Raw genomic sequence first — 14222 nt, 5'->3', positions numbered from 1 at the left:
TCATTATTTAAGAACACAAAATGGTATCTCAGACACGATATACAGGACTTATTGATAAATATAGAGATCGTTTACCAATCCAAAGCAACTCTACTATTATTAGTCTAGGAGAAGGGAATACCCCTTTAATTAAGCTAGAAAATATTCCCAAAGAACTCAATGGGGATATTGAAATTTATGTGAAGTATGAAGGATTGAATCCTACCGGATCCTTTAAAGATCGAGGTATGAGTGTAGCAGTTACAAAAGCTTTAGAAGAGAAAAGCCAAGCTATTATTTGTGCCTCTACAGGAAATACCTCAGCTTCTGCTGCTGCTTATGCGGCTCGGGCAGGGATGACTGCTTTTGTGATTATTCCTGAGGGGAAAATTGCCCATGGGAAAATTGCCCAAGCGATGCTACATGGGGCAGTAATACTCCAAATTAAAGGTAACTTCGATGTAGGAATGAAATTAGTTAAAGAAGTAGCAAGCAAAAGCCAAGTAGCAATTGTTAATTCTATTAACCCTTATCGAATTCAAGGGCAGAAAACTGCTGCCTTTGAGATTATTGAAGAACTTGGTTTTTCACCAGATTTTCATTGTTTACCGGTAGGTAACGCAGGTAATATCACTGCCTATTGGATGGGCTATAGCGAGTATTACGCTCAAGGTGTTACTAATGCTCGTCCTCATATGTGTGGCTATCAGGCTAGTGGATCAGCACCATTTATTGCCGGAAAAATGATAGATGATCCAGATACGGTAGCTACTGCTATTCGTATTGGTCATCCTCAAAGCTGGGATAAAGCATGGCAAGCAAAAGAAGAATCTCAGGGTTGGTTTAGTGCCTGTACTGATGAGAAAATTTTAGCCGCTCAAAAATTACTGGCAGAAAAAGAAGGAGTATTCTGTGAGCCTGCTTCAGCAGCTTCTTTAGCAGGAGCTATAGCAGATATTCAATCGGGTAAAATCCCAAATGGAAGTAAGATTGTATGTACTTTAACGGGGCATGGGCTAAAAGACCCTAATATTGCTATTTCTCAAAGTAAAACACCTATGATCACGATCGATGCTAATCTTGCCTCTGTGCAAGCAGCTTTACTAGATAACTTACAGTCTATTCACTAATCAAGATAGCGCTGAGTTAAGCTACTATAGGCATCAATCCGTCTATCTCGAAAATAAGGCCACATTTGCCGCACTTTTTCCGTACGAGATAAATTAATCTCTGCAAGTACAATTTCAGGATTACTCTCTGATCCTTGGGCAAACATTTCTCCTTGGGGGCCAGTAATAAAGCTGGTACCCCAAAATTGTATTTCAGCTTGATTTTGATCTATGCTATGTTCTATGCCCACTCGATTACTTGCTAGTAAAGGTAATCCGTTTGCAATTGCATGGCTACGCTGAATAGTTATCCATGCTTCACGCTGTCGTTGTTTTTCATCAGAAGCATCATTTGGATCCCAACCAATAGCACTAGGATAAAGGAGAATTTCTGCGCCAGCTAAAGCCATAAGGCGAGCGGCTTCTGGGTACCATTGATCCCAGCACACTAAAACGCCAAAAGTGCCAATAGAGGTTTTAATAGGGGTAAATCCTAAATCTCCGGGAGTAAAATAGAATTTTTCATAATAACTTGGATCATCTGGAATATGCATTTTTCGATACTTACCTGAAATACTCCCATCTGTATCCAATACTACTGCTGTATTATGATAAATACCGGGAGCCCGCCGTTCAAAAAGAGAAATCACTAATGCTAAATTTAACTCTTTTGCCAGCTTACCAAATAATTCTGTGGAAGGACCGGGTATAGTTTCTGCTAAGGAAAAATATTGAGGATCTTCTATTTGGCAGAAATAAAGAGATTTATGGAGCTCAGGTAAGAGCACTAATTTCGCTCCTTGAGCTGCAGCTTCGTGAATACCTTGAATGCTCTGGGTAATATTTTCTTGAGGGTTTTGTACGCAAAATTGCTGCACAATAGCTACTTTTAGTAAACGATCCATACAAGTTAAGCCGCTTTATTTAAAATAATTTAGAAAGATCCAAAAGGTAGTTGCATGGTAATACAGTGCAAACTGCCATATTGCTGAATGAGAGTAAGACAATTTATGCCAATAATTTCCCGATCTGGGAAGCACATTTGTAATGTGCTTAATACTTGTTCATCTGCCTTATCTTCATAAGTAGGTACGAGTACAGCCTGATTAATGATTAAAAAGTTTGCATAACTTGCTGGTAATCTTTGTCCATTTTTGCTTATTTTAGGGCTAGGCCAAGGTAAAGGAACAAGTTGATAGGGATTTCCTTGAAGGGTGTGTAATGTTTTTAATTCTTCCTCCATAGCTTTTAAATCTTCAAAATGCGAATCTTGTGAATCGTCACAAGCAACATAACAAATCGTTTCTGGATTACAAAACCGAGCTAAGGTGTCAATGTGACCATCTGTGTCATCTCCTATAAGTTGCCCATGATTCAACCATAGAACTCTCTCTACACCTAACCAATTTTTTAACTTTTGCGTAATTTCTTCTTTATTTAAGAAGCTATTGCGAGCTTTAGATAATAGGCAATGTTCGGTAGTCAGCAGGCTACCTTGCCCGTCGGTTTCAATACTTCCTCCTTCTAGAATGAAATCCAAAGATTGATAGGTAATATTTCGATTAAAAGTGTGCTGTTGGTATAAACATTGGGTAACTTGATTATCTAATTCTGACTTATGCTTTTTTCCCCAACCATTAAAAGTAAAATCTAATAACTTTATTTTTCCTTCTTCATCTATACAACTAATGGGCCCATAGTCTCGAATCCAAGTATCATTAAAAGAAGTATCATAGAAAAAGCAATTTTCTAGATTAATCTTCTCTTGTACAAACAAGTGGGTAATTTCTACTCGTTGATCTACGCTATTACAGATAATCAGTAATTTTTCTCTAGAGCTAATCTCTCGAGCAATATTTATATATACTCCTTGTACCGAATCAAAATAGGGTTGCCAAGGGCTTTGAAGATGGGGCCAAGCGAGCATCACCCCGGCTTGGAAAATCCATTCTGGAGCAAACGTATATTGAGATTTATCCATAGTGTATGGATGGAGGTAGTAGAGGTTAAGTATTTATGAAAATTTCTAAATTCTAGAATGATTTCACTTAAGAGGCAATCAAAATTATTTGATTAATATTAAATAAAGATAATAAAAATAGGAGAATGGGCGAAATCTAGGAAAAGAGGTAACACTAGGGCGAAATTTATTCCACCCTAGCATAGATAAGATAAGTGACTAAGCCATCATTGCATTAGATCTAACGTGGCTGTGATGACGGAACATCACAAAACCAAGTAATCCTAATCCTTGAAGCATCATCATCCAAGTGGTAGGTTCTGGAACGCTTGGATTTTCTGGTGGACTGTTTGGATTACCCGGATTTGAAGCTTCTGTAAAGGTAGAGAAACTTACAAAAAGATCACCAGAGTTATTTAGAAATAAATTGGGTTGCAGGAGCTGCACCAGGATTGGGCTCGCCGTTTGTCATATCTTGTGCCTTAATAAACCCTAATACATTTAAAGTATAGGCAGTACCGTTTACATCAAAAGTATCAGAATTAGTAGAATTGTAACCGACAGTTACAATATCTGCACAAGGAGGGCCTATTCCTACAGTTATGGCAGGGCACTGTCTTTTAATATTCGGGGTTTCATCATGTTGGAAATCAAATGTGAATGATTTACTTCCTTGATCTACCCCACCAACAGTTACATCAGCACTTATGACAAGTTGAATACTTGTAATTGCTTGCCCATCAATATACTAGACTATGGTTATATTCGTCTGGCAGCGAGATATTCTAGAGTAAAATAATAGTAATAACCCCTGAAGCATAGTCATCCAAGTAGTAGGTTCTGGAATACTGGGATAAGAGGCAAAATTTTCTCTAGTACTTTCAATAGAAACAGGTATAGTTGAATCTTCTTTAGTATTTTCAGTGGAAAAAGGCATTACTAAATCAGTTGTTTGATTTGAGGCAGTTATTGTATTTTGTGTTGTACGGGCTAGATCCTTGTAATTATTATGATAAATGCTATCGGTTGGTGAAATAACTCCATGATATGTCGAGTCCTTCTCTATACAAGGGTAAAAACATAAAGCATTATGATCGTGACCCATACTGTGTATGCTATATACATCAGATGTATCTGGTTGGTTATGTTCTGTAGTTACAGTATTAAAACAACAATTATTCTCTCCAGAGTTTAACATTCTACTATGATAAAAAGAATCGCTAAATTTGTGGCTATCTTTTGATACTCTACTGGTATTTATTTCAGCTATAGATGCTCTACCGACATTTACTTCAGCCATAGAAACTAGTCCAGTACTATCAGTAGATGTATTTGTTATTCCATTATTAGGATGAGTAAAGGAATTAATGTCAAATCCAGAGGGAGATTGGTTATTCCCTAAATTAGGAAAGCCATTGTTCATAAAACCGTATCCTCCTTGTGTTCCTTGATTAGGAATAACATTAGGATGGGTAGTAGCATATGGGCTGCTCCCCTTATTTGTAGATACGAATCTGGGATCACTAATATAGGCGCCAATATATTGATGATTTTGAGGCATTACAAAATCGTCATTTATAACACTCTCGCTAGTAATGTTAAATATAGAGCTTTCATCTTGGTCGTTAGGATTATTAAATATAAAATCTTCCCAGTGAGCAGCAGCATTATTTAATGCGATGGGTATAGAAATTACCTGCGTAGTGTTATCTATAATGTTGTTTAATGTTTCTGCAACATCTTTAGTAAATGCTTTGTCTGTAGGGTTATTTGTTGTAGTAGGTGAGAATATTATTGTACTTATAAGAATCCCTAGAAAGATATTTTTCGCAAAGGATAATCGCTTTTGATTATTCATATTTTTATCCTTGATTTTATAGATTTTATAAGTAAATTAGTTGAGGCCTCTTAAAATTTATATCAGCAACATATATGCCAAATATATTTAATTAATTGATTATTAATAAATTAAATATATTATATATTAATAATATTATTCAAGAAAGTGGCATAAATAAGTATTTTTTTATAAAGTTTGTCAGTATTTATAGAAAAATGATTGAGATAGGAATCCCCTATGTAGATCTTGTAAATAGTGATAGCCGCATCTGATATCTAAAATGGGATAGTGAGAAGGGGGGAAAATAGCCTAAACAGAATTAGAGATTATCTTAATAGGATAGAGCTGCTTAAGATTAAAGCCCCTTAGAGCATTTATTTGATACCAAAAAATAGAGGTAGCGGATAGCTACCTCTATTTTAGAGAGAGAAATTTCTGAGGGATTTAAACTGTCATTATAGTGAGCTCTGTTTGGCTACGGCGACGAAACATTACAAAACTAAGCAACCCTAATCCTTGAAGCATTATCATCCAAGAAGTGGGTTCTGGTACCGTTGGGTTCGGATTGGATCCGCTTGGGTTTTGATTTAAAGTAGTAGGAGCTACAGAAAAACTAACTAAAATATGGCTTATACCAGAAGTATTTTGATTACTATTTAGTACTTTAAATGGGTTTGGGTTTGTATCAAATACCACTTTGCTCAAAGTGTAGATATTATCCCCTACTGTAAATTCATTATCTAGATTAGAACTGCTAATGGTGAGATTATCGTAAGAAGATTGACCAATGCACTTGTTATGAGGATTATATTTAGTGCACTCGGTTAATTCATCAGCGTTTATTGTTAATACAAAAGAAACATCATTACCACCTATATTGGCAGTAATATTTAGATCGATACTATCCATTCGTCCAGCAGAACTATTATTGTTGTAAGTAAATTTACCAATATCAAAAGTAGCTGTGCTAACACTCGTATTGGTATTTTCTGCGGGGCTATTTGCAACAAAATCATAGCTACTATTTTTAGAAACTTTTTTAGAGCTCCCCCAATATTCTGTAGATCCTGATTGATAAGCACTATGTTCGCTCGGATTACTCCAGCTGGTACCTGTGATATTAAGCGAAGGGGTAGCATAAGCCATACTGCTTAAAATGATAATACTGGTCGCAAATAAGATGAGAAGATGCTTGGTAAAAGGTAATAATTTTGGTACGTTCATTATATTTTTCCTTGTTTTGTAAAAGGTAAGTTAGTTTAATTTTCTAATTTTATTAATAAGCAACATATATACCGATGGTAGTTATGTATTAATTATATTAAATAAATAATTTTTTATAGTTTTATTTGCTTTAAATAAAGTGACGTATATAGAAATTATTAAAATAAAAATTGTCACTCAATATGAAAGATAAAAGAGTTTAGTTTTATAAAAATTGTTTAAAAAAATAGGCTATCAATTTGGAAGAAATTATAGAAATTAGCTAGTTAAGCTAGAGTAATATGATGTTTAGAGAGGTGTAAATTAGCTATTAAGGTAAAAATAGCTGGAGTAGTTCATTAAGTAACGCAGATCCCTTAGAGGTAGGTTGAATATAGTTAGGTGTTCGTATTATCCACTCTAATTCTTCAGCTTGCTGCAGCGGTTTTTCTATAATAGATAGAGGCAGTCCTGTATGTTTTAAAAATAGTGTATTTGAAAAGCCTTGAGTAAGCCGTAAGGTATTGAGCATAAATTCGAAGGCAGCATCTTGTGGACTAATCGTAGTTTGTCCTCCAATATGTTTTTGATTACCTACTTGAGTGAGATAAGCAGTCGGATGTTTTATCTTCCATAGACGTGTAATATTATTCTCTGCACCATTTGTTATTTTGCCATGGGCTCCTGCACCAATTCCTAGATAATCCCCAAATTGCCAATAATTTAAGTTATGTTGGCATTGGTGATCTTTTTTTGCAAAAGCAGATATTTCATAGTGTTCATAATCTGTATTTTCTAAAGAGGATTGGCATAATTCTTGCCAGTGATAAATCGATTCATCTATCGGTAGAGGTGGGGGATAGCGATGAAAGTAAGTATTCGGCTCGATAGTGAGTTGATAATGGGAAATATGAGTGGGATTAAAATTGATCGCTGTTTTTATATCATAAAGTGCTTGATCTTGACTTTGATCAGGTAGTCCAAACATTAAATCTAAATTAATATTATTAAACCCAGCCCGGTGGGCTGCCTCAATAGTGGAGCAGGCTTGCTGGGCATTGTGAATTCTTCCTAATGCTTTTAAGGATTGATCGTCAAAACTTTGAATTCCTAAAGATAACCGATTAATTCCTGCTGCTCTAAATTCAGCTAATTTTTTCTGATCGATTGCACCGGGATTTGCCTCAAGTGTAATTTCAATTGGCAACGACCAAGGTAAATAACTATAGATAGATGAAATCAATTTATCAATAGATTCAGGAGAAAATAAGCTGGGGGTGCCTCCCCCCATAAAAATACTTATAATTTTTCGTCCCCAAATACGGGGTAAATCTTGTTCTAAATCCTGAATAAGTGCATCAATGTAAGCTTGCTCTGGTAAATCTTGAAATAATTGGTGAGAGTTAAAGTCGCAATAAGGGCATTTGCGAATACACCAAGGAAAGTGGATATATAAAGAAAGGGGAGGTAAGGTTTGAAATTGAAACACTTTATAATAAAGCGATCTTAATTATTTTTGCCTAAACGCTGAAATTAACGCCCTTAACGCTTTTCCACGGTGGCTTAAGTAGTTTTTTTGCTCCTCAGATAATTCAGCAGCACTGCATTGGTATTCTGGTAGATAGAAAATAGGATCGTAACCAAACCCGCCAATACCTTGTGGAGCATTAAGAATATAGCCTTCCCAGGTGCCTTGGAAAATAAGAGGGGTGGGATCTTGCCAGTGCTTCATATAAACAATAACACACTGGTAACGAGCACTACGTTGTGATTCAGGTATTCCCTTTAACTCAGCAAGTAGCTTTGCTATATTTTTTTCTTTGTTACTATCTGCTCCCCCATAACGAGCAGAATAAATACCTGGTTGACCTTTAAGTGCATCCACTTCTAATCCAGAGTCGTCAGCAATTGCAGGCATGTTTCCATAGCGAGCAGCATGACGAGCTTTAATAATAGCATTTTCTATAAATGTAAGACCTGTTTCTTCCGGTTCTGTAATATTTAATTCAGATTGGGAAATAAGTGTAACTTCTAGCGAAGCTAAAATTTTACTCATTTCTTGGATTTTACCAGAATTATGACTGGCTAAAATCAAGGTATTAGGTAGTAACATCATAGAGTGTATTTACCTTAATAAGGCTTGAGTTTGTTTAGTGATTAGGGTTTCAATACCACTTTTAGCTAAATCTAACATGGTATGTAATTCATTCATTCTAAAAGCATGACCTTCAGCAGTCCCTTGAATTTCAATAAATGCACCGGATTCGTTCATCACTATATTCATATCTGTTTCTGCTGATGAATCTTCTCGGTAATCTAAATCTAGGACAGGAATACCTTTGTAAATCCCCACTGAAACTGAGGCAAGCTGCCCATGAATAGGATCATGGATAAGCATACCTCTTTTCATTAAGTTATTTACCGCATCAATAAGTGCTACATAACTTCCTGTAATGGCAGCAGTACGAGTTCCTCCATCCGCCTGGATTACATCGCAATCAATGGTAAGCGTGAGCTCACCTAAAGCGGATAAGTCTACAATAGCTCGTAAGGATCGGCCAATAAGCCGCTGAATTTCCATTGTTCTACCTCCTTGACGGCCTTGAGCTGCTTCCCGACTAGATCGAGTGCCTGTCGCTCTTGGTAACATGCCATACTCGGCAGTAATCCATCCTTGTCCAGTACCTTTTAAAAAACGGGGGACTCGCTCCTCAGCAGAAACATTACAAAGTACTTTAGTATCTCCAAATTCAGTTAATACAGATCCTTCCGCATACTTAGTATAGTGACGAGTAAAACGAACAGGGCGCAATTCATTAGGGGCACGATTACTTGGTCTCATTTTTAATATTAATCTTTGTTGTATTTTGAGGATAAATATTCATTTCAATATTATTCTAACTTTAATAGCCAATATTTTTGGCTAAAGTATAGAAAAATAGGGCTAAGTAGCTTGACCCACCTTGAATCCCCTGATATAAAGGCTGTTATGTTACACAAAATAAAAACTACCTACTTAAATTGTATATAAAAAGGAAAGGGGGATATTATGAATAAAACAGAACTTATTGATGCAATTTCAAAAAAAGGTGATTTAAAAAAGACAGAAACTGCCCGTGTTGTTGATTCTATCATAGAAGCAATTACAGATACCCTTAGTCGAGGGGAACAAGTTGTTCTTATTGGGTTTGGTACTTTCTCAGTTAGAGATAGAGCAGCCCGCACAGGACGTAATCCGCAAACGGGAGAAGAGATAAAAATTAAAGCATCAAAAAATCCTGTATTTAAAGCTGGAAAAACTCTTAAAGATGCCGTAAACTAAGCGGTAAGTTATCGGGCGCTTAGCTCAGCTGGGAGAGCGTCGCCCTTACAAGGCGAAAGTCGGGGGTTCGATCCCCTCAGCGCCCACCATGTATTTTCTTGCGGAGCGGTAGTTCAGCTGGTTAGAATGCTGGCCTGTCACGCCGGAGGTCGCGGGTTCGAGTCCCGTCCGCTCCGCCACTTAATACTTGTTTCCTCTGATAACCCCTCCGCTAGTATATTATTAATTTTCATTAATGATGCGCCTGATTTATATATACCCACTTAAAGTGGGGCATAAGAAATGCAACATTAACTCGGATAGGTGTAACTATCCCGATTATTATCATGGATAGAATAAAAATAGTAGTGAAGCATATTAAAAAAATATTTGTATTATTCATTTATATATCCTATGTAATTTCAGCTTAAATTCCTTTCCACCTTAGAAAAAATTTCATAATGTCTTTATTTACTTTAAGTTAAAACCTTTCAACTAGCTTTGATTTCTTTACACAATTCAATAATAATCTTCGTTACCCTAATATAATTCATATCATTTTTATCAGCTATACTAATTCGACAATATTTGTCACATAATCACATAAACTGACCTAAATAGGATATAAACTAATACTAACTAATTGATATCTTTATATGGCATAAATTTTGCTTTATTCGCTATATACAAATTAGTCGAGTGGGGTTTTTATGCATTCAATTATTAGACTTATTGTTATAATGTTGGTCCTTGTCACAGCATATTTTTTTACTACTGATGCTGTGTTTTCAGAGTCCACTGTAAATATCCTTTTGAGTATAGTGCTATTTGGATCAGCTGCTCTACTTCAGCGGGGCACTATTAAACTAAGCTAGTATATTCTTTTCCATATAGGATGATTACTCTTCTCTATATTTATCCTTATATAGAGATATTCTATTATGTCTTTTTGCATGAATAAATATTTGTGAGAGGGTATACCAATAAAGATTAGCAGGACCTTAAAAACAAGATTACCCTAGCTTAGGACTTATCCAAGATATTAAACTTATATATTTTTTTCTTCAAACTCCTAAGAACTTCAATTCAGCTCATTACTAATATAAGGTAAAATAAGTTTTTTATTTTTAACCCGATTTTATCTGTATAGAGGTTGTTTATTTATGCTGGGAGCTATTAGGGATCGAGCTAAAGGGATTTTATCTTGGGTCATTGTTGGCTTAATTGCCATTCCATTTACTCTATGGGGAATTAATAATTATTTCCAAGATAAAGGAGAGACTATTGCTGCTTCAGTAAATGGTAAAGAAATTACGCTTGTAGAATTTCGCACCGCATTTCAACGCTATACTCAGCAGATGCGTATGCTGATGGGTGATTCTTTTTCAGAAACTACGCTAGATGATCCTAAGGTAAGAAAAAAAGTTCTAAATGAACTCATTGAACAACGCTTACTGATAGAGGAAATAGGGCGGCTTAAATTAGCTATGAACGACTCTGATTTGATCCAAGTTATTGGTGATAATCAAGCATTTCATGATGAAAATGGAGTTTTTGACAACCGACTGTACCAAAGCGTCCTCGGCACCCAAGGACTAACACCCGCGCTATATGAATCCAAATTACGTACTTCTATATTAAGTGATCAGCTCATTTCTGCATTAGCTCTTTCTGCCTTTGTCACTCAAGAAGAGCTTAAAGATATTGCCCGGCTTCGCTTTCAAAAGCGAGAAATTGGTTATGGCATTATTCCAGCAGCTCAGTTTAATGATTCTATTGAAATTAATGAAGATAAACTTCATCAGTTCTACGAAGATTACAAAGAAGATTTTAGAGTACCTAATCAAGTGGTGATTAATTATCTTCACTTAAAAGGAGAAACCCTAGCCAAAGAAGCACCTATTAGTGAAGAAGAGTTACAAGCTTTTTATGAAGAGACAAAAGCTCAATATACTAAACCTGAGCAAAGACGAGTGAGTCATATTTTGATTTCTCTTGCTCCAGATGCTAGTGAAAAAGATAAGCAAGCTGCACAAGAAAGGATCGATGCAATTTTAGTAACCCTAAAAGATAAATCTTTTGAAGAGGTTGCTAAAGAGGATTCTCAGGATTCTGGATCTGCTAGAAATGGGGGAGATTTAGGTTTTTTTGGTAAAGGAACTATGGATCCAGCTTTCGAAGAGGCTGCATTTTCATTAAAAAATGTAGGAGATATAACTGATCCAGTTTTAAGTAAGTTTGGATATCATATTATTAAATTAACAGATACCCATACAGGTGAAGTTAAAGCCTTTGATCAAGTAAAAGAAGATCTTGTAGCAAAATATCGTCAAAGAAAAGTTGAGGATGAGTTTTATGAAAAGGCAGATACTTTAGATAATTTAGCCTATGAAAATCCTTCTTCTCTCGAAATTGCTGCTAATGCATTAGGATTACCAATTGAGACAAGTAATCCATTTTCTAAGGATGGATTAGGTACAGCTGGTATTATGACTAATCCAAAAATTATTGAAACTGCATTTAGTGAAGAAGTATTAGATGAAGGAGTAAATAGTCAAACTATTGAGCTTGGAGATCATAACTTAGTAGTATTACGAATTAATAAAAGTATTCCTACTCATATTCCAGAATTTAGCGACATTCACGAAAAAGTACAAGCTAAAATGATATTAGCCGAATCTAAAATAAAAGCAGAAACACTTGGTCAGCAACTTATCAAACAGCTTGAACAAGGAGAGTGGCCACAAGCGATTTTTGGTGTAAAAAATGTAGATTGGCACAAAAAAGAATTTTATACCCACAATTTTTTTGATACCCAGATTAACCCAGAAGTATTAAGAGTAGTTTACGATTCAAATCGCCCTAAATCCGAAATTCCTATTTTTACAGGAGATTTTCTAAGTAATGGAGACTATGCAGTACTGGGGATTTATAAGGTAGAAGACGGGGTATTTGATAAATTAGATGAAAATGTACGCAAAGGACTGACTCAAGAGATTGAGCGTAGTAGAGGTGAAATTGCTTATCGTAGTTTTGTTGAGGGATTAAAAGAAAAAGCAAAAATCAAAATATATACAGATAGCTTTTAGTAAAAATTACTATATCTAACTATAGTTGGAGCGTTTCTATAATTATAAAAACGCTCCAGAGGTTTTTTAGACTTAGATTACCAAAATATAGGGGCTAAAAATCATTAGCCATACCTACAATATGATAACCTCCATCTACATAAACTACTTCTCCAGTGATTCCAGAGGCTAAATCAGAACAAAGAAAAGCTGCGGTGTTTCCTACCTCTTCGATCGTTACATTACGTTTAAGGGGTGTATTTTTTTCAGAATAGGATAGGAATCGATTAAAATCATCTATTCCTGAAGCTGCTAGGGTTTTAATTGGTCCTGCTGAAACAGCATTCACTCGGATTCCTTCCGATCCTAATGAGGCTGCCATATAGCGTACATTTGCTTCAAGACTAGCTTTAGCAACCCCCATCACATTGTAGTTGGGAATTGTGCGTTCGGCTCCTAAATAACTTAAGGTAAGTAACGCTCCGTTTTGCCCTCTCATCATTTCCCTTCCAGCTTTTGCAAGGGCACAAAAGCTATAAGAGCTAATATCATGTGCGATGCGAAAACCCTCTCTAGTTACGCTATCTACATAATCTCCTTGCAAATGATCTCGTGGAGCAAAAGCAACAGAATGAATAATAATATCTATGTGAGACCAATCATGCTTTAGTCGGGCAAAAAGATCATTAATTTGCTTATCATTACTTACATCGCAGGGTAGAGTAATTTTAGCATTACATTCTGAGGCAAGTTTTTCTACCCGGCTTTGAAGCTTTTCATTTTGATAGGTTAGTGCTAGCTCTGCTCCCTCTCGGTGCATTGCTTGAGCAACACCCCAAGCAATTGATCTAGCGCTTGCAATCCCGATAATCAGAGCTTTCTTATTGGCTAGAAACCCCATCTTCTTCTCCTTAATTTTAGTGGTTTATATGATGTGAATACTGTTTATGTATTATGCACGGTGTCATTGTGCTCTTAGTCTAAAAAAATGAAAAACGGCTCCTTTTATATCTTATATGAGTATTCTGCTATAATCCGTTATTTATGCTATCCCATCTTCCAAAAATTCAAAAAAATATTAATAAAAATAAATAGTATGCGACTCAGAACAGATAATTTTTTACTAATTATTATTATAAGTCTTAGCTTAGTTTGTTTTCACTCAGCAGCTATTGGAAAAGGGCATCACTATTCTAATCAAGACACTACAGAAGAATTTGATCAAGTTTCTCAAAACTTGAAAGCCTTTATGATAGAAGGGCAGGAAAAAATTGGGCAGCTAACCCAATCTATACAAGAAACGATCAAAAGAAATTATCCAAATTTTTTTGAAAATATAAAAGAAAAGAGTGAGAACTCAACTCAAGTAGCACAAAACATAACGGGGCAAAATAATCAAAAGCTTAACTATAATTTACAATATCAAGAAATAACACAACTCACTCAACCAACTACAGTAGTTGCTTATTTGAAAGAATATAGAAGATTACCCGATTATTATCTTACAAAAAGCCGAGCAAGGCATTTAGGCTGGATTTCAAGCAAGGGAAATCTCTGTGATATTCTTCCTAATCATGCCATTGGAGGAGATCGTTTTGGAAATAGGGAAAAGCGACTTCCTATGAGTAGGGGGAGAATTTACTTTGAGGCCGATTTAAACTATCAATGTGACCGTAGAGGAGCAGATCGTCTTATTTATAGTTCTGATGGTCTAATTTTTATCACCCAAGATCATTACCAAACGTTTCAGCCTCAGTAATTA

The 14222-nt window shown here is 35.7% G+C and carries 14 protein-coding genes and 2 tRNA genes; 6 read left to right on the top strand and 10 right to left on the bottom strand.

The window, feature by feature from the left end:
• Positions 1-20: 20 nt before the first annotated feature.
• Complete coding sequence (thrC, locus tag OOL07_RS06435; RefSeq protein WP_264695720.1) at positions 21-1109, top strand: threonine synthase; 1089 nt, start codon at positions 21-23, stop codon at positions 1107-1109.
• Here the strand turns inward: thrC and OOL07_RS06430 are convergent.
• The 9 genes from OOL07_RS06430 to rph all read right to left on the bottom strand — a co-directional run bounded on the left by OOL07_RS06430 (position 1106) and on the right by rph (position 8933).
• The gene (locus tag OOL07_RS06430; RefSeq protein ID WP_264695718.1) at positions 1106-1993 is read right to left on the bottom strand and encodes a carbon-nitrogen hydrolase; all 888 of its coding nucleotides are present in this window, start codon (positions 1991-1993) and stop codon (positions 1106-1108) included. The two genes, thrC and OOL07_RS06430, sit on opposite strands and share 4 nt — an antisense overlap.
• A gap of 29 nt (positions 1994-2022) precedes the next feature.
• Positions 2023-3069 carry an agmatine deiminase family protein gene (locus OOL07_RS06425; protein ID WP_264695717.1) on the bottom strand — a complete coding sequence of 349 codons (1047 nt, stop codon included), beginning with the start codon at positions 3067-3069 and terminating at the stop codon, positions 2023-2025.
• A 198-nt stretch (positions 3070-3267) separates the two neighbouring features.
• Positions 3268-3495, bottom strand: coding sequence for a PEPxxWA-CTERM sorting domain-containing protein (locus OOL07_RS06420; protein WP_264695715.1), 228 nt, complete (start codon positions 3493-3495; stop codon positions 3268-3270).
• The gene (locus OOL07_RS09295) at positions 3461-3778 is read right to left on the bottom strand and encodes a choice-of-anchor K domain-containing protein (protein ID WP_413774129.1); all 318 of its coding nucleotides are present in this window, start codon (positions 3776-3778) and stop codon (positions 3461-3463) included. The genes OOL07_RS06420 and OOL07_RS09295 overlap by 35 nt, the downstream gene beginning before the upstream one ends.
• Before the next feature lie 18 nt (positions 3779-3796).
• Positions 3797-4906 (bottom strand): hypothetical protein, encoded by a 1110-nt coding sequence (locus OOL07_RS06415; RefSeq protein WP_264695713.1) that lies wholly within the window; start codon positions 4904-4906, stop codon positions 3797-3799.
• A gap of 426 nt (positions 4907-5332) precedes the next feature.
• On the bottom strand, positions 5333-6112 hold the full coding sequence (locus tag OOL07_RS06410) for a PEP-CTERM sorting domain-containing protein (RefSeq protein ID WP_264695712.1): 780 nt from the start codon (positions 6110-6112) through the stop codon (positions 5333-5335).
• 310 nt (positions 6113-6422) lie between these two features.
• The gene (gene hemW / locus OOL07_RS06405) at positions 6423-7580 is read right to left on the bottom strand and encodes a radical SAM family heme chaperone HemW (RefSeq protein WP_264695710.1); all 1158 of its coding nucleotides are present in this window, start codon (positions 7578-7580) and stop codon (positions 6423-6425) included.
• 21 nt (positions 7581-7601) lie between these two features.
• Entirely contained in the window at positions 7602-8207 is a 606-nt protein-coding gene (gene rdgB, locus OOL07_RS06400; RefSeq protein WP_264695709.1) for an RdgB/HAM1 family non-canonical purine NTP pyrophosphatase, read from the bottom strand.
• A gap of 9 nt (positions 8208-8216) precedes the next feature.
• Positions 8217-8933: a ribonuclease PH gene (rph, locus tag OOL07_RS06395; RefSeq protein ID WP_264695707.1), complete on the bottom strand. Its 717-nt coding sequence runs from the start codon at positions 8931-8933 to the stop codon at positions 8217-8219.
• Between the two features lie 207 nt (positions 8934-9140).
• On the opposite strand from rph, the gene OOL07_RS06390 reads away from it, so the two are divergent.
• The 4 genes from OOL07_RS06390 to OOL07_RS06375 all read left to right on the top strand — a co-directional run bounded on the left by OOL07_RS06390 (position 9141) and on the right by OOL07_RS06375 (position 12481).
• Complete coding sequence (locus OOL07_RS06390; protein WP_264695706.1) at positions 9141-9413, top strand: HU family DNA-binding protein; 273 nt, start codon at positions 9141-9143, stop codon at positions 9411-9413.
• A gap of 13 nt (positions 9414-9426) precedes the next feature.
• A tRNA-Val gene (locus tag OOL07_RS06385) sits at positions 9427-9502 on the top strand.
• Positions 9503-9515: 13 nt separating this feature from the next.
• Positions 9516-9592: transfer RNA gene (locus OOL07_RS06380), tRNA-Asp, on the top strand.
• 963 nt (positions 9593-10555) lie between these two features.
• Positions 10556-12481, top strand: a complete 1926-nt coding sequence (locus OOL07_RS06375; protein ID WP_264695704.1) for a SurA N-terminal domain-containing protein — start codon at positions 10556-10558, stop codon at positions 12479-12481.
• 94 nt (positions 12482-12575) lie between these two features.
• Here OOL07_RS06375 and OOL07_RS06370 read toward each other — a convergent pair whose 3' ends face one another.
• Positions 12576-13361, bottom strand: a complete 786-nt coding sequence (locus OOL07_RS06370; RefSeq protein WP_264695702.1) for an enoyl-ACP reductase FabI — start codon at positions 13359-13361, stop codon at positions 12576-12578.
• A 195-nt stretch (positions 13362-13556) separates the two neighbouring features.
• Between OOL07_RS06370 and OOL07_RS06365 the strand changes: the two genes are divergently transcribed.
• Positions 13557-14219 carry a ribonuclease domain-containing protein gene (locus OOL07_RS06365; RefSeq protein ID WP_264695701.1) on the top strand — a complete coding sequence of 221 codons (663 nt, stop codon included), beginning with the start codon at positions 13557-13559 and terminating at the stop codon, positions 14217-14219.
• Positions 14220-14222 lie beyond the last annotated feature (3 nt).

The sequence above is a fragment of the Candidatus Nitrosacidococcus sp. I8 genome (assembly GCF_945836005.1).
Lineage (GTDB): Bacteria > Pseudomonadota > Gammaproteobacteria > Nitrosococcales > Nitrosococcaceae > Nitrosacidococcus.
Note: the sequence above shows the minus strand (reverse complement) of the source record. Positions and strands in the feature narration are given on the sequence as shown.